Source organism: Methylobacterium gregans, assembly GCF_022179245.1.
In the GTDB taxonomy this organism is placed as follows: Bacteria; Pseudomonadota; Alphaproteobacteria; order Rhizobiales; family Beijerinckiaceae; genus Methylobacterium; species Methylobacterium gregans.
Map to the genome: position 1 here is coordinate 1 of NZ_BPQM01000182.1, position 14,440 is coordinate 14,440.

A 14,440-nucleotide genomic window follows, 5' to 3' on the forward strand; every position below is an offset into this window, starting at 1 on the left:
CGTGTCAACCCCGCCTCTCGGAGCCGCCGGGGCGGCCAGATCACCGGGATCCACACCCTTCAGCCGACAGAACAGCGGACCACCCGGCTCTCGCCAGATCGTCCTGCCAAACTGTCGGAAGAAGCGTCGGCGCCCGGTTCGCTCTCGCGGCCGGCGCCGATGAGCGGTATCTACGCAGCCCCAGCCCCCCCGTCAACACCCCAGACGACAAACACGCGAAAAATCCCCGACCGGCCCGTGACGGGCGCTGGCGGGCAACGTCGCGCGGGTGAGAGGCACGCCAGCGTGCCGGAACAGGTCTGCTGCCAAGCCGCAGGACTGACCACCCGTCCGGGCATTCGCGTTTTACCGCGTGATCGCGTATAGAGCGCGTCACATCCCCTTCGAGAGCAGATCATCGAGCCATGGCGACGGCGTCGTTCGACACCGCCCGGCGCGCGGCCAGCGCCGTTCCTCCGATCGAGAAGAGCCCGGATGTCCGGCCCGAGGGCCTGCCCGGCCGACCCGTCTCGCTCGTCGGCCTCACCCGGGCTGAGCTGAAGGAGAAGCTCCTCGCCATCGGCGTGCCCGAGCGCGAGAGCCGCATGCGGGCGGGCCAGATCTGGCACTGGGTCAATTTCCGCGGCGCCACCGCCTTCGACGCGATGACGAATGTCGGCAAGGGGCTGAAGGCCGAGCTCGCCCGCGCCTACACCCTCGATCGGCCGGAGGTGGTGAGCCAGCAGGTCTCGCGCGACGGCACCCGCAAGTGGCTCGTGCGCATGGCGCCGACCGGTAAGCATGACCACAACCGCGGCGCCGAGATCGAGTGCGTCTACATCCCGGGACCGGATCGCGGCACGCTCTGCGTGTCGAGCCAGGTCGGCTGCACGCTGACCTGCTCGTTCTGCCACACCGGCACGCAGCGCCTCGTGCGCAACCTCTCGGCGGCCGAGATCGTGTCGCAGCTCGTCGTCGCCCGCGACCAGCTCGGCGACTGGCCGGGGCAGATCCCCGGCAAGGACGCTGCGAGCGAGGCCGGCCGGCTCGTGACCAACATCGTGTTCATGGGCATGGGCGAGCCCCTGTACAATCTCGACAACGTGCTCGACGCGCTCGGCGTGATGTCCGACCAGGAGGGTCTCGGGCTCTCGCGGCGGCGCATCACCGTCTCGACCTCCGGCGTGGTGCCGCAGATCGAGCGGCTGGGCGCGGAGGGGAACGCCATGCTGGCGATCTCGCTGCACGCGGTGCGCGACGAGCTGCGCGACGAGCTGGTGCCGCTGAACCGCAAATACCCGATCGCCGAGCTGCTCCGGGCCTGCCGGGACTATCCGGGCCTCAGCAACGCGCGGCGCATCACCTTCGAGTACGTGATGCTGAAAGGCGTGAACGACTCGGACGCCGACGCGCGCGAGCTGGTGCGGCTGCTCAAGGGCATCCCGGCCAAGATCAACCTGATCCCGTTCAATCCCTGGCCGGGCAGCGCCTACGCGTGCTCGGACTGGGACCGGATCGAGCGCTTCTCCGAGATCGTGTTCAACGCGGGCTACGCCTCGCCGGTGCGCACGCCGCGGGGCCGGGACATCCTGGCGGCCTGCGGCCAGCTCAAGAGCGAGACCGAGAAGCTGCGGGCCCGCGCCCGCATGCTGATGGAGGACGGCCTCGGCGCCGAGGGCTTCTACGCCGCCCCCGAAGCCAACGACTGAATCCCGGGATCCCAAAGGGTCGTGACCCTTTGGCGGGGTCCGGGGCGCGCAGCCCCGGTATTGGCTCCTCCAGCCCGGCTTTGCCGGGTCGGAGGAGCCGAATGCAGGGCTCTGCCCTGCACCCGCGAAAGGCCTCAGGCCTTTCGAAACCGGGACTTGGCGTCGCGTCAGATCACGCCGTCTGCGCGTAGCGCATCGATCGTGGCGCCGTCGTAGCCGAGTTCCGCGAGGATCGTCGCGCTGTGCTCGCCGAGCGCCGGCACGGGATCGAGGCGCGGCGCGTAGGCCTCCGTCCGGCAGGGCGGCAGCAGCGTCGGCAGGGGGCCGACCGGCGAGCCGATCGCCCCGAACTGCCCGCGGGCGTGCAGCTGCGGGTGCGCCCAGAGATCCGCCATCGTGTTGACGCCTGCATTCGCGATGCCGGCCGCGTCGAGCCGGACCATCACCGCCGCGCGGTCGAGCCCTGCAAAGGCCTCCTCGATGATGGCGGCGAGCTCGGCCCGCGCCGCGCTGCGCCGGGCGTTCGAGCTGAAGCGCGGGTCCGCGATCAGCTCCGGCCGTTCCAGCACGCGCGTGCAGAACAGAGCCCATTCGCGCTCGTTCTGGAGACCCAGCATGACGGTGCGGCCATCGCCTGTGGGGAACGGGCCGTAGGGGTAGATGGTGGCGTGGGAGGCGCCCGCCCGCGGCGGCGGCTCCGCCCCCTCGAAGGCGTAGAGGAGCGGGTAGCCCATCCACTCCGCCATGCATTCGAGCATGGAGATGTCGTAGCGCGCTCCACGGCCGGTTCGGTCGCGCTGGATCAGCCCGGCCATCACGCTCTGGAGGGCGTACATGCCGGCCGCGATGTCGGCGATCGAGTTGCCGGCCTTGGCGGGCGCGTCCGGGCTGCCGGTGACCGACAGGAAGCCGCCCTCCGCCTGGATCAGCAGGTCGTAGGCCTTCTTCTCGCGGTAGGGCCCGTCGTCGCCGTAGCCGGAGATGTCGCAGACGACGATGCGGGGGTTCCTCTGCGAGACCGCCTCGTACGAGAGGCCGAGCCGGGCGGCGGCGCCGGGGGCGAGGTTCTGCACCAGCACGTCGGCGCGCTCGACCAGCCGGTCGAGGATCTCGGCGGCCCGCGGCGCCTTGAGGTCCAGGGTCAGGCTCTCCTTCGAGCGGTTGGTCCAGACGAAGTGCGAGGCCATGCCCCGCACCCGCTCGTCGTAGGCGCGGGCGAAGTCGCCCGTGCCGGGACGCTCGATCTTGATCACCCGGGCGCCGAGATCGGCGAGCTGTCGGGTACAGAACGGGGCAGCGATGGCGTGCTCCAGCGAGAGCACGGTGATGCCGTCGAGGGGGCGGGACTTCGCGTGCGCGCTCATGCGAAGCGCGCCTGCATGCCGACGCGGCCGTCCGCGGTGAGCGTCCAGGCCTCGCCCGTCCCCTCCCCGGTGAGCCGTGCCGAGACCGTGAGCGGGGCACCGTCGATGACGGGGCTGAGGCCGCGGAAGCGGAAGGTCTCGGGCGTGCGGCCGGCGAGCCGGGCGGCGAGGTGAAGGAGCCACGTCGCCTGGAGCGGCCCGTGCACCACGAGGCCCGGATAGCCCTCGACCTCGCCCGCGTAGGTCCGGTCGTAGTGGATGCGATGGCCGTTGAAGGTGAGCGCCGAGTAGCGGAACAGCTGGGTCGGGCCGGGCTCGACGATCTCAGAGAGATCCGCCTCCGGCACGCCGCCCGCCGCCTCGGGCGGCTGGCCGGTGCGGCCCGGCGTCATCTCCCGGTAGACGATGTCGTGCCGCTCGGAGACGGCGGGGCCGCGCGCCGTCTCGAAATCGTGGTGGACCGCGACGAAGCAGAGCGGGCCGGTGCGCCCGTGCTTCACCTGCACGTCGCCGATGCGGGAGATGCGCCGGACCCGGTCGCCCACCCGGAGGGGGTCGCGGTGGACGATCTCGCCGCCCGCCCACATCCGGCGCGGCAGCGGGACGGGCGGCAGGAAGCCGCCGCGGGCGGGGTGACCGTCGGGACCGAGCTCGTGGAGCGGCCGGATCGGCGGCGAGAGGCACCAGTGGATCGCCAGCGGGGCGACCTCGCCAGTCTCTGGGCTTCCCGGATCCTGGTCGAGCGTCGCGCGGAAGGCCCGGACCGTCTGCTCGGAGAGCTGGTCCTCGGCGGTCTCGGTGCGGCCGATCCACGTGCGCAGGTGGTCGAGGTCGAGGGGGCTGGCGTCCATCGGGCTCATTCTGGCGGGGCTCTCGATCCGCGCGACCTTGTCACATCGGGCGCGCGACGCCCAAGACGGCTTTCTTCTCGCACCCATAAGGCGGTGCTATGCGGCGGACCCCGGCCGCCGATGGACGACACGCGCCATGGACCTGCGCCAGCTCCGCTACTTCGTCGCCATCGTCGAGCAGGGCTCGTTCTCGCGGGCCGCCGAGGCATTGCGGGTGGCCCAGCCGGCGCTCAGCCAGCACATGCGCCACATGGAGGCGGAGCTCGGGCTGCCCCTGCTGCACCGGGGGCCGCGCGGGGCGGTGCCGACGGAGGCCGGGGCGCGGCTCCTCACCCACGCCCGCGCCATCCTCGACCGCTTCGCCGAGATCCCCGACAGCGTGCGGGGGGCCGACCGGCCGGTGACGGGCGACGTGCGCATCGGCCTGCCCGGCACGGTGAGCGAGATCCTGTCGGTGCCGCTGATCGAGCGGGTGCGGGCGGAGCATCCGGGCATCCGCCTCCGCGTCGCGGAAGCCATGAGCGGCTACATCCTCGACTGGCTCAACCGGGACGCCGTCGATCTCGCGGTGCTCTACAACCCGGCCGCGCCGAAGGGCCTCGTCCTGCGCCACGCGCTCACCGAGGAGCTCTGCCTGTTCGCGCGCGCGCCGGGCGGGGACTTCTCGGGCGCGGTCCTCTCGGGCGTGGACCTGCCGGACGGGCCGGTCCCCCTGGCGCGGGCGGCCGCCCTGCCGCTGATCCTGCCCGCCCTCTCGCACGGCCTGCGCGACCTGATCGAGGAGGCGGCCCAAGCGGAGGGCGCCGCGGTGACGCCCGGCATCGAGATCGATTCCTACGCGCGCATCAAGGAACTCGCCGCGCGCGGCCACGGCTTCGGCATCCTGCCGCGGGCGGCAATCGCCGCGGAGATCGCGGCCGGCGCCTTCCGGGCCTGGCCGATCGGCAGCCCGCCCCTGCGTCGGCGGATCTACCTCGCCCACGCCGCCGACCGGCCGCTCTCGGCGGCCGCCGCGGCCGTGTCGGGCCTGGCCTGGGACCTGCTCGGCGAGTTGGTGCGCTCAGGGATATGGCCGGCCGAATTGGCCGGCCCGACGCCAGCGCGGCCGTTGACCGGTGCGCCGGGGCCGGCCATCTAGGGTCGGCCCGTCATCCGCAGAGGAAGCCCGGCCCGCCCACGCGCGGTCCCGGGCTCTACGTCAGCCGCTTGCTCGAGCTTGCCATCGCCGTCGCCCTCATCGCGCTGAACGGCGTCTTCGCACTCTCCGAGCTCGCGGTGGTCTCGGCCCGCAAGAGCCGCCTGCGCTCGATGGCGGAGGCGCGGCGGTCGGGCGCCGCCGCGGCTCTGACACTCGCCGAGGAGCCGGGGCGCTTCCTCTCCACGGTGCAGATCGGCATCACCCTCATCGGCATCCTGTCGGGCGTGGTCTCGGGCGCGGCGCTCGGCGACCGGCTGGCCGACATCCTCACCGAGGCGGGGCTCACCCGCTCGCTCGCCGACACGCTCGGCTACGGTCTCGTCATCGCGGTGATCACCTACCTGTCGGTGATCGTGGGCGAGCTGGTCCCGAAGCACCTCGCGCTGCGCGACCCCGAAGGCGTCGCCTGCCTGGTCGCACCGGGAATGCGGCTGGTCTCGCGGGCGGCCATGCCCGCGGTCTGGCTCCTCGACGCCTCGACCCGGGCGGTGTTCCGGCTGATCGGCCAGGAGACCGAGAGCGCGAGCGCGGTGACCCAGGAGGAGATCCGCGCCCTCGTGGCGGAGGCCGAGACGGCGGGCGTGATCGAGACCGGCGAGCGCAAGATGATCGCGGGGGTGCTGCGCCTCGGCGACCGGGCGGTGCGCGGCGTGATGACGCCGCGCACGGAGGTGCACTGGATCGATCTCGGCCGCGACGAGGCGGAGATCCGGGCCCTTCTGCTCGACAGCCCCCATTCGGTGCTGCCGGTCATCGACGGCAATCCCGACGACGTCGTCGGCGTGGTGCAGGTGCGCCGGCTTATCGGCCCGCTCGCCTCCGGGGCGCCCCTCGACCTGCGCCAACACGTGCACGCCGCCCCCGTCGTGCCCGATACGATCGACGCCCTCGAGGCGCTGGAGCGGCTGCAGGCGGCGCCCGTGCCGATGGCGCTGGTGCACGACGAGTACGGCCATTTCGACGGGGTGGTGACGCCGGCCGACATCCTCGACGCGATCGCGGGCGCCTTCCACTCGGAGGCGGCCGAGCCCGAGGCGGTGCAGCGCGCCGACGGCTCCTGGCTGATCGCCGGCTGGATGCCGGTGGACGAGATGGCCGACCAGCTCGGCCTCCGGCTGGAAGCGTCCCGCGCCTACGAGACCGCGGCAGGCCTCATCATCCACGCCCTGCAGCGCATCCCCGAGACGGGCGAGACCTGCGAGATCGCGGGCTGGCGCTTCGAGGTGGTCGATCTCGACGGCCGGCGGGTGGACAAGATCCTGGCGACGCGGCTGGCCGAGGAGGCGGTCTGATCAGGCGGTCTCCCCGGCGAGCCGCCGCGCCGCCCGCTCCCGCCCGATCAGCGGCAGCAGCCCGGCGAGGTCCGGGCCATGGTCGAGCCCGGTGAGCGCGAGGCGCAGCGGCATGAACAGGGCCTTGCCCTTCCGGCCCGTGCGCTCGCGGACCGCGGCCGTCCAGACCTTCCAGGTCTCCGGACCCCAGGGCTCGGGCGGCAGGGTCGCGGCGGCGGCCTCCGTCACCTCGGCATCCGCCTCGGCGCGGACCGGCTCCACCGGCCCCGCCACCACCCGCCACCACGCGGCGGCCTCCGCGACGCGGCCGAGATTGGCCCGTACGGCGAGCCAGAACGGCTCCGCTCCTTCCGCCGGCACACCGAGCGCGGCCAGCCTGTCCGCCGCCTCGGCGTAGGGCATCGCGTGGATGAGCCGCGCGTTGAGCCCGTCGAGCTCGTGCGGGTCGAAGCGGGCGGGCGCGCGGGAGATGTGGGCGAGGTCGACGAGCCCGGCGAGCTCGTCGAGCGAAGCGACCGGCCGCACCGCCTCCGCCGAGCCGGTGAGCACGGCGAGCGCGCGCACGGCCGCCGGCTCGTAGCCCGCCGCCCGGAGCGAGCGCAGCGAGAGGTGGCCGAGGCGCTTCGACAGCCCCTCCCCATCGGCCGTGGTCAAGAGGTTGTGGTGACCGAAGACGGGCACGGGCGCGCCCAGCGCCTCGAAGATCTGCACCTGCACGCCCGTGTTGGTCACGTGGTCCTCGCCGCGGATCACGTGGGTGATGCCCATCTCGGCATCGTCCACCACGGAGGGCAGCGTGTAGAGGTAGCTGCCGTCGGCGCGGATCAGCACCGGGTCCGAGAGCGAGGCGCAATCGACGTGGGCCGGCCCGCGCACGAGGTCGTTCCAGCCCACGTTGCGGTGGTCGAGCTTGAACCGCCAGTGCGGACGCCGGCCCTCCGCCTCGTAGGCGGCGCGCTGCTCGGGGGTAAGGCTCAAGGCCGCCCGGTCGTAGATCGGCGGCAGGCCGCGCCCGAGCTGGCGCTTGCGGCGGCGCTCCAGCTCCTCGGCAGTCTCGTAGCAGGGATAGAGCCGGCCCGCCGCCCGCAGGCGCTCGGCGGCCGCGTCGTAGAGCGCCACCCGGTCGGACTGGCGCGCGAACAGATCCGGCACGATCCCGAGCCAGCCAAGGTCCTCCTCGATCGCCTCCGCGAACGCGGCGGTCGAGCGCTCGCGGTCGGTATCGTCGAGACGCAGCAGGAAGCGCCCGCCCCGGGCGCGGGCGAAGAGCGCGTTGATGAGCGCCGGCCGGGCATTGCCGATGTGGAGATAGCCGGTCGGCGAGGGCGCGAAGCGGACGAGCGGTGCGGGCGAGGTGGGCGCGGTCATGCGCGACCCTCTACGCATCATCCCGGCGCCTGTCACATCGGCCTGTCGCGACCCGTTCCCCGGGACGTGAAAAGAGACGGGCGGGAGAAACGGCGGCCGGGCCGAAGGTGGGCGGTGGGGGGGCGATGGCGGCGGAGGCCCGTAGCCCCGCCACTCGGGTGGCGGCGGTCGCGACCGTGCTCGGCCGGCACCACTGCTGGGCCTTCTGGTCAGGGCGCCGGCGGGCCGGGCGGAAATGAACGCTCTGTTGCAGGACTCGCGGCTAGAAGGTGGGCGCCGGGCGATTCCCGTCCGGCTCCCCGGCGCGGGCACGCGCTGGCGGAGATCGCCGAGATTGCGCGCAAGATCCCCAAGCCCCCATGACCGTCATCGCTCTCGTCCTCGCCGGAAACATCGTGCTCGCCGGCCTGTTCTCTCTCGTCGCCGTGGTGTTGGACTGAGGCGGGCGCAACGCGTCCTCTCCGTCAGCGATCCAGCTTCTCGATCTGCGCCACGAGGTCCGTGAGGCGCTGGCCCATCGGTGCCGACAGGGTCTCGGCGTAGAGGCCGCGCAGGCTCTGTCCGATCTGGCGACGGACCGCCGGTTTGAGCGAGGCGGGCGGTAAGGGATCCGGCAGTCGGCTCGGCTCCTTCGGCATGACCCGCGATCCTTTCGCCCTCAGCATGCAGCGAGTGTCGCGAGGCTTGGTTAAAGCTCCGTCACCGGGGTTCGGATCCCGGCCCGGACCTGGATGAAACGAGGCAGGCCTGCCGGGGTCCGGTGGGCCTGCCTGTTGCGGACGCCGTCGAAGCCGGCGCGGGTCCCGCCGCGTCCGGACGGCAGCGCTGTCTTACGGGTAGCCGTAGCGGCTCTTCGCGGCGGCGAGCAGATGCAGCGCCTCACCCTCACGGCCGGCCGCGCAGGCAGCGGCGGCACGGTCGAGGTCGGCACTGAAGCGCTCGCCCACCGGTTTGTTGAGGTCGCCACTCGCCACATCGGCGCCCACCACGGCCTGAGTGCGGGCGATGGTCGGCCCGCAGCCGCTGCCCCCGGGGAGCGCCATGGTAGCCGCCATGGGAGCCGCGCGGGGAGCCGCGGCAGCGGCGACGGGCGGCGGACTCGCCTTCGACTGGCACGCCGCGAGGCTTGCGGCGGCGAGGAGGACGAGCGTCAGGCGGAAGGCTTGCGTCGACACGGCACGGTTCCCTGAACGGCGCAGCTTGGCGCCGGCCAGGGTTGTGGGACGGCCGCTCCGGCCGGTCAACGGGTGGCGCGGCTTTCCGCGGCGCCCCCCGCCGGCCGGCCGCGACAGCCTGTCGGGCCGGCCTACTTGGCCTTGTCCGCGATGCCCTTCAGGCCCGCGTCGTAGATCCCCGAGATCACGTCCTGCGCGACCGTATCGGGCACGCCCTTGGCACCGAAGCTGCCCTGCCACGTCACCTTGGAGCCGGAGCCCTCGGGCGCGACGGCGAGCGTCGAGCGGTAGTCCGAGACCGGCAGCGGGCCTTCCAGGATGGTGTAGGTGTAGCTCATCACCTTGTCGTCGCGGGAGACCTGCTGCTCGACGAGCGTGCCGCCGCCTTTGAGGCTGAGCGTGCGGATCTTCTGGCCGTCCTTCTCGGAGGCCACGCATTTCTCGATCGCCGGATGCCAGTTGGCGATGCCGCAGAAGTCGCCGATCGTCTGCCAGACCTTGTCGGGATGGGCAGGGAGATCGGCCGATTTCTGCACCTCGATCGCGTGGCCGGGCAGCGTGCCGGCAAGCAGGACGAGGGCGGGCAGGGCGAGGCGCAGCATCGGGCGTGTCTCCATCCGTTCGTGGCTCGGCGCGGGCAGGCCCGCGCCGGCTCTTCGGCCGGGACGGAGCTAGGATCGGGGTGGCTTCGTTCAACGGGGGCGGGTCTCGGAAAGCCTCAGGGCTCCGGCCCGGGACCGCCCCGGGGCGGACCGCGCAGACCCCGCCCCAAGGCCTGATCCCCCCGGGAATGCCCGCGCTCTTGATCAGCCGACGCGGTCGATCGCCGCGCCGACGATCTCCGCCATCTCGCGGATCTGCTCGCGCTCCACGATCAGCGGCGGCGAGAGCGCGATGATGTCGCCGGTCACCCGGATCAGCAGGCCGCGCCGGAAGCAGTCGGTGAAGACCTCGTAGGCACGCTTCCCCGGCGCGTCGGGCCGCGGCGTCAGCTCGATGCCGGCGACGAGCCCGATGGTGCGGATGTCGCTGACATGGGCGCGTCCGCGCAGGTCGTGCATCGCCCCCGCCCAGTCCTCGGCGAGCTCCGCGCCACGGGTGAGAAGCCCCTCCTTCGCGTAGATGTCGAGGGTGGCGAGTCCCGCCGCGCAGGCGAGCGGATGACCCGAGTAGGTGTAGCCGTGGAACAGCTCGATCCCTTCCGGCCCCTGCATCAGGGCGTCGTGGACCGCGCGCTTGGCGAAGACCGCGCCCATCGGCACCGTGCCGTTGGTGATGCCCTTGGCCGTGGTGACGAGATCCGGCACCACGCCGAAGAAGTCGGTCGCGAAGGGGGCGCCGAGCCGCCCGAACCCGGTGATCACCTCGTCGAAGATCAGCAGGATGCCGTGGCGGGTGCAGATCTCCCGCAGGCGTTCCAGATAGCCCCGCGGCGGGATCAGCACGCCGGTCGAGCCCGCGACCGGCTCGACGATGCAGGCCGCGATCGTCTCCGCCCCGTGCAGCGCGACCAGCCGCTCGAGATCCTCGGCCAGCTCCGCCCCGTGCTCGGGCTGGCCCTTCGCGAAGGCGTTGCGGGCCGGATCGTGCGTGTGGCGCAGGTGGTCGATGCCGGGCAGCGTCGGGAAGGCGCGTCGGTTCGACACGATGCCGCCGACCGAGATGCCGCCGAAGCCGACCCCGTGATAGCCGCGCTCGCGCCCGATCAGACGCGTGCGCGTGCCCTGCCCGATCGCCCGCTGATAGGCCAGCGCGATCTTGAGCGCGGTGTCGACGGATTCCGATCCCGAGTTCGTGAGGAACACCCGGTCGAGCCCCGCCTCCGGGCCGCCCGGCGCCATCGCGGCGAGCCGCTCGGCGAAATCGAAGGCGATCGGATGCCCCATCTGGAAGGTCGGCGCGAAGTCGAGGCTCGCGAGCTGATGCGCGGCGGCATCGGCGATGCTCCGACGCCCGTGCCCGGCGTTGACGCACCAGAGCCCTGCCGTTCCATCGAGAACACGGCGCCCGTCGTCGGCCGTGTAGTGCATCCCCTCGGCCGCCACGAGCATCCGGGGCGCCGCCTTGAACTGGCGGTTGGCCGTGAACGGCATCCAGAAGGCGTCGAGCGACGGGGCGTTGCGGTTCGAATCGGACATCTGGGGCTCTCGTCAACGGGGGCGAACGACCGACAGGACGCCTTTCGCCAGCCGGCAACAAGTCCTTTTCTATGGGTCGCCAAGCCATTGACGAAGCGGCGTTCCGGCGCGCACCGTTGCGGGATTCGCAACAGCCGCAACGGGGCCGGCAGGCATGAGCGTCGACGTGGGGGATCGGCTGCGCTTCGTCCGCATGCGGCAGGGCCTGTCGCAGCGGACGCTCGCCAAGCGCGCCGGCGTGACGAACTCGACGATCTCGCTCATCGAGTCCAACCGGGTGAACCCATCCGTCGGCGCCCTGAAGCGCATCCTCGACGGCGTGCCGATCGGGCTTTCGGAGTTCTTCGCCGTCGAGCCCGAACGCGAGCGCAAAGCCTTCTACGCGGCGGAGGAGTTGACCGAGATTGGCAAGGGCAAAATCTCATACCGGCAGATCGGCGAGACGCTGTTCGGGCGCCAGCTCCAGATCCTGAAGGAGCGCTACGAGGTCGGCGCGGATACGGGCCGCATCCCGCTCTCGCACGAGGGCGAGGAGGGTGGCATCGTGCTCTCAGGGCGGCTGGAAGTCACGGTCGGCGAGGAGCGCCGGATCCTGGGTCCCGGCGACGCCTACGCCTTCGACAGCCGGCGCCCGCACCGGTTTCGCTGCGTCGGACCAGTCCCGTGCGAGGTCGTCAGCGCCTGCACGCCGCCGAGCTTCTGAGAAGGCTCCGGCACCGCCATCAAGGTGCCGCTGCGCTTCTGCGCCTCATAAGGGGCGCCGAAACCCCTTCCGGTTCAAACTCTTGATGACCGGGTGGGCGCCCGGCTTCGACGATCGGTCGCGGCCGGCCGCGATCCGGCGATGACAACCCGTACGTGCGTCCTGGCAGTTTAATCCCTGGCATATTGCATAATCGGAAATTTCTTGCATGATCCGACCCGTCGGCCGCGGAACGCCGCCGCTCCACGATAAGGATCAGGGATGGAACGCCAGGACTCCTCGTCCGCCAAATGGTGGCAGCTCGCCTTCGGCATCCTCTGCATGGCGATGATCGCCAATCTGCAGTACGGCTGGACGCTCTTCGTCGATCCGATCGACGCCAAATATCATTGGGGTCGCGCCGCGATCCAGTTCGCCTTCACGCTCTTCGTCGCCACCGAGACGTGGCTCGTCCCCGTCGAGGCCTGGTTCGTTGATCGCTACGGACCGCGCGTGGTGGTCTGCTTCGGCGGCGTGATGATCGCACTCGCCTGGGTGCTCAACGCCTACGCCTCCTCGCTCCCCGTGCTCTACGCCGGCTCCGTCATCGGCGGCATCGGCGCGGGCTCGGTCTACGGCACCTGCGTGGGCAACGCCCTCAAGTGGTTCCCGGACCGCCGCGGCCTCGCCGCCGGCGCCACCGCCGCGGGCTTCGGTGCGGGCGCGGCCCTCACGGTCGTACCGATCGCCAAGATGATCGCCACCAGCGGCTACGAGAGCGCCTTCCTGTATTTCGGCCTCGGCCAGGGTGCCGTCGTGGTGGTGATGTCGTTCCTGCTGCGCAAGCCGAGCGTCAGCGCGCCGGTGCGGCGCAAGAGCCTGCGCCTGCCTCAGACGCAGGTCGACCGCACGCCCCGCGAGGCGGTGCGCACCCCGGTCTTCTGGGTGATGTACGCGATGTTCGTGATGGTGGCCTCCGGCGGCCTGATGGCGGCGGCGCAGATCGCTCCGATCGCCCACGACTTCCGGGTCGCCGACGTACCCGTCTCGATCCTCGGTCTGCAGATGGCTGCGCTCACCCTCGCGATCTCCCTCGACCGCATCTTCGACGGGTTCGGCCGGCCGTTCTTCGGCTACGTCTCCGACCGGATCGGGCGCGAGAACACGATGTTCATCGCCTTCAGCACGGCGGCCTTCGCGGTGATTCTGCTGCTCGCCTACGGCCGCACGCCGCTGGTCTTCGTCTTCGCCACGGCGATCTATTTCGGCGTGTTCGGCGAGATCTACTCTCTGTTCCCGGCGACCTGCGGCGACACCTTCGGATCGAAGTACGCCGCCAGCAACGCGGGCCTGCTCTACACCGCCAAGGGGTCGGCGGCGATGCTCGTGCCCTTCGGCAGCATGGTCGCGGCCGCCTACGGCTGGACGGCGGTGTTCGGGCTGATCATCGGCCTCAACGTCGCGGCGGCCGCGCTCGCCATGTTCGTGCTGCGCCCGATGCGCCTGCGCTACCTCGCGGGCAGCCAAGGGACGGAAGCGCCGGCCGGTCGGCCCGTTCAGGCAATCTGAGGCGGCTCCACCGCCAAGCTCAGCGCGCTCCGCGAGATCCTCGGATCGCGCGGAGCGCGCACGTCTTGGTCGAGACGCCCGCTCCGAGCCGTACCGAGCCTGGGTCGGCCGGGAGATCTTGGGGCGGGGCTGTTCAGCCCATCCGCTCGGACGCGAAGCTTCCCGGGCTCGGAGGGAAGACCACCGTGCGGTTGCCGTTCAGGAAGACGCGGTGGTGGATGTGGGCGTGGATGGCCCGGGCCAGCACCTGTGCCTCCACGTCGCGACCGAGCGAGACGTAATCCTCCGCGCTCTGCGCGTGGGTGATGCGCACCGTGTCCTGCTCGATGATTGGTCCCTCATCGAGGTCCGCCGTGACATAATGAGCGGTCGCGCCGATCAGCTTCACGCCCCGGCCATAGGCCTGCTTGTAGGGGTTGGCTCCCTTGAAGCTCGGCAGGAACGAGTGGTGGATGTTGATGATCCGCCCCGACATCGCCGCGCACATCGCGTCGGACAGCACCTGCATGTAGCGGGCGAGCACGATCAGCTCGGCCCCGGTGCCGCGCACGATCTCCATGATCCGCGCCTCCGCCTCCAGCTTGTTCGCCTTCGTGACGGCCACATGGTGGAACGGGATGTCGTGGTTCACCACGAGTTTCTGATAATCGAAGTGGTTCGAGACGACGCCCACGATGTCGATCGGCAGCGCGCCGATCTTCCAGCGATAGAGCAGATCGTTGAGGCAGTGCCCGAAGCGCGAGACCATCAGCAGCACCTTCATGCGCCGCGCCTCGTCGTGGATCGCCGTCTCCATGCCGAAGCGCGCCGCGATCGGCGCGAGGCCGGCGGCGAGCGCTTCGCCCCCCCTCCCCTCCTCCGACAGAAATCCGATGCGCATGAAGAAGCGCCCGCTGCCGAGATCGTCGAATTGCGAGGCGTCGACGATGTTGCAGCCCTGCTCCGCCAGGAAGCCTGAGATTGCCGCGACGATGCCCCGGGTCGATCGGCAGGTCACGGTCAGGACGAACTTCGTCATCGTCGATCTCTCAGGCGTTGAACGCAGAAACGCCCGCGCTGCGAGAGCAGGCGGGCGTTTTCGAATGGGTCTTCTATGTTTGGTTGCGGGGGTTGGA

General features: G+C 71.4%; 13 protein-coding genes. 5 read left to right on the forward strand and 8 right to left on the reverse strand.

The genetic code is table 11. The annotated features are described in order from the left end of the window. The first annotated feature begins 404 nt into the window (after positions 1-404). Positions 405-1,688, forward strand: coding sequence for a dual-specificity RNA methyltransferase RlmN (rlmN, locus tag MFF54_RS26625; protein WP_238307203.1), 1,284 nt, complete (start codon positions 405-407; stop codon positions 1,686-1,688). A gap of 167 nt (positions 1,689-1,855) precedes the next feature. On the opposite strand, the gene MFF54_RS26630 is transcribed toward rlmN, so the two are convergent. Both MFF54_RS26630 and MFF54_RS26635 read right to left on the reverse strand, forming a co-directional pair. Continuing rightward, complete coding sequence (locus MFF54_RS26630) at positions 1,856-3,052, reverse strand: CaiB/BaiF CoA transferase family protein (protein WP_238307204.1); 1,197 nt, start codon at positions 3,050-3,052, stop codon at positions 1,856-1,858. Then, positions 3,049-3,903 carry an HTD2 family dehydratase gene (locus MFF54_RS26635; RefSeq protein WP_238307205.1) on the reverse strand — a complete coding sequence of 285 codons (855 nt, stop codon included), beginning with the start codon at positions 3,901-3,903 and terminating at the stop codon, positions 3,049-3,051. Before MFF54_RS26635 ends, MFF54_RS26630 begins: the two co-directional genes overlap by 4 nt. A 136-nt stretch (positions 3,904-4,039) precedes the next feature. Here MFF54_RS26635 and MFF54_RS26640 point away from each other — a divergent pair, with 136 nt between their 5' ends. Further along, the gene (locus MFF54_RS26640) at positions 4,040-5,041 is read left to right on the forward strand and encodes a LysR family transcriptional regulator (RefSeq protein ID WP_238307206.1); all 1,002 of its coding nucleotides are present in this window, start codon (positions 4,040-4,042) and stop codon (positions 5,039-5,041) included. Positions 5,042-5,109: 68 nt separating this feature from the next. Then, positions 5,110-6,393 carry a hemolysin family protein gene (locus MFF54_RS26645; protein WP_238307207.1) on the forward strand — a complete coding sequence of 428 codons (1,284 nt, stop codon included), beginning with the start codon at positions 5,110-5,112 and terminating at the stop codon, positions 6,391-6,393. Here MFF54_RS26645 and gltX read toward each other — a convergent pair whose 3' ends face one another. From gltX to aptA, 5 genes are all read right to left on the reverse strand, one after another. Continuing rightward, positions 6,394-7,761 (reverse strand): glutamate--tRNA ligase, encoded by a 1,368-nt coding sequence (gltX, locus tag MFF54_RS26650; protein ID WP_238307208.1) that lies wholly within the window; start codon positions 7,759-7,761, stop codon positions 6,394-6,396. Positions 7,762-8,225: 464 nt separating this feature from the next. Further along, positions 8,226-8,399: a hypothetical protein gene (locus MFF54_RS26655; RefSeq protein ID WP_238307209.1), complete on the reverse strand. Its 174-nt coding sequence runs from the start codon at positions 8,397-8,399 to the stop codon at positions 8,226-8,228. A gap of 192 nt (positions 8,400-8,591) precedes the next feature. Next, positions 8,592-8,936 (reverse strand): hypothetical protein, encoded by a 345-nt coding sequence (locus MFF54_RS26660; protein ID WP_238307210.1) that lies wholly within the window; start codon positions 8,934-8,936, stop codon positions 8,592-8,594. A gap of 131 nt (positions 8,937-9,067) precedes the next feature. After that, on the reverse strand, positions 9,068-9,538 hold the full coding sequence (locus MFF54_RS26665) for an SRPBCC family protein (RefSeq protein WP_238307211.1): 471 nt from the start codon (positions 9,536-9,538) through the stop codon (positions 9,068-9,070). Positions 9,539-9,742: 204 nt separating this feature from the next. Further along, positions 9,743-11,074 carry an omega-aminotransferase AptA gene (aptA, locus tag MFF54_RS26670; protein WP_238307212.1) on the reverse strand — a complete coding sequence of 444 codons (1,332 nt, stop codon included), beginning with the start codon at positions 11,072-11,074 and terminating at the stop codon, positions 9,743-9,745. Positions 11,075-11,228: 154 nt separating this feature from the next. Here aptA and MFF54_RS26675 point away from each other — a divergent pair, with 154 nt between their 5' ends. Both MFF54_RS26675 and oxlT read left to right on the forward strand, forming a co-directional pair. Next, positions 11,229-11,777 (forward strand): cupin domain-containing protein, encoded by a 549-nt coding sequence (locus MFF54_RS26675; protein WP_238307213.1) that lies wholly within the window; start codon positions 11,229-11,231, stop codon positions 11,775-11,777. A 261-nt stretch (positions 11,778-12,038) separates the two neighbouring features. Beyond that, positions 12,039-13,325 (forward strand): oxalate/formate MFS antiporter, encoded by a 1,287-nt coding sequence (gene oxlT / locus MFF54_RS26680; RefSeq protein WP_238307214.1) that lies wholly within the window; start codon positions 12,039-12,041, stop codon positions 13,323-13,325. Positions 13,326-13,458: 133 nt separating this feature from the next. Here the strand turns inward: oxlT and purU are convergent, their stop codons facing one another. Then, positions 13,459-14,343 carry a formyltetrahydrofolate deformylase gene (purU, locus tag MFF54_RS26685; RefSeq protein WP_238307215.1) on the reverse strand — a complete coding sequence of 295 codons (885 nt, stop codon included), beginning with the start codon at positions 14,341-14,343 and terminating at the stop codon, positions 13,459-13,461. Positions 14,344-14,440 lie beyond the last annotated feature (97 nt).

Coding starts and splice junctions, on each gene's coding strand:
- rlmN (WP_238307203.1), top strand. CDS start 405: ATGGCGACGGCGTCGTTCGACACCGCCCGGCGCGCGGCCAGCGCCGTT.
- MFF54_RS26630 (WP_238307204.1), bottom strand. CDS start 3,052: ATGAGCGCGCACGCGAAGTCCCGCCCCCTCGACGGCATCACCGTGCTC.
- MFF54_RS26635 (WP_238307205.1), bottom strand. CDS start 3,903: ATGGACGCCAGCCCCCTCGACCTCGACCACCTGCGCACGTGGATCGGC.
- MFF54_RS26640 (WP_238307206.1), top strand. CDS start 4,040: ATGGACCTGCGCCAGCTCCGCTACTTCGTCGCCATCGTCGAGCAGGGC.
- gltX (WP_238307208.1), bottom strand. CDS start 7,761: ATGACCGCGCCCACCTCGCCCGCACCGCTCGTCCGCTTCGCGCCCTCG.
- MFF54_RS26655 (WP_238307209.1), bottom strand. CDS start 8,399: ATGCCGAAGGAGCCGAGCCGACTGCCGGATCCCTTACCGCCCGCCTCG.
- MFF54_RS26665 (WP_238307211.1), bottom strand. CDS start 9,538: ATGCTGCGCCTCGCCCTGCCCGCCCTCGTCCTGCTTGCCGGCACGCTG.
- aptA (WP_238307212.1), bottom strand. CDS start 11,074: ATGTCCGATTCGAACCGCAACGCCCCGTCGCTCGACGCCTTCTGGATG.
- MFF54_RS26675 (WP_238307213.1), top strand. CDS start 11,229: ATGAGCGTCGACGTGGGGGATCGGCTGCGCTTCGTCCGCATGCGGCAG.
- oxlT (WP_238307214.1), top strand. CDS start 12,039: ATGGAACGCCAGGACTCCTCGTCCGCCAAATGGTGGCAGCTCGCCTTC.
- purU (WP_238307215.1), bottom strand. CDS start 14,343: ATGACGAAGTTCGTCCTGACCGTGACCTGCCGATCGACCCGGGGCATC.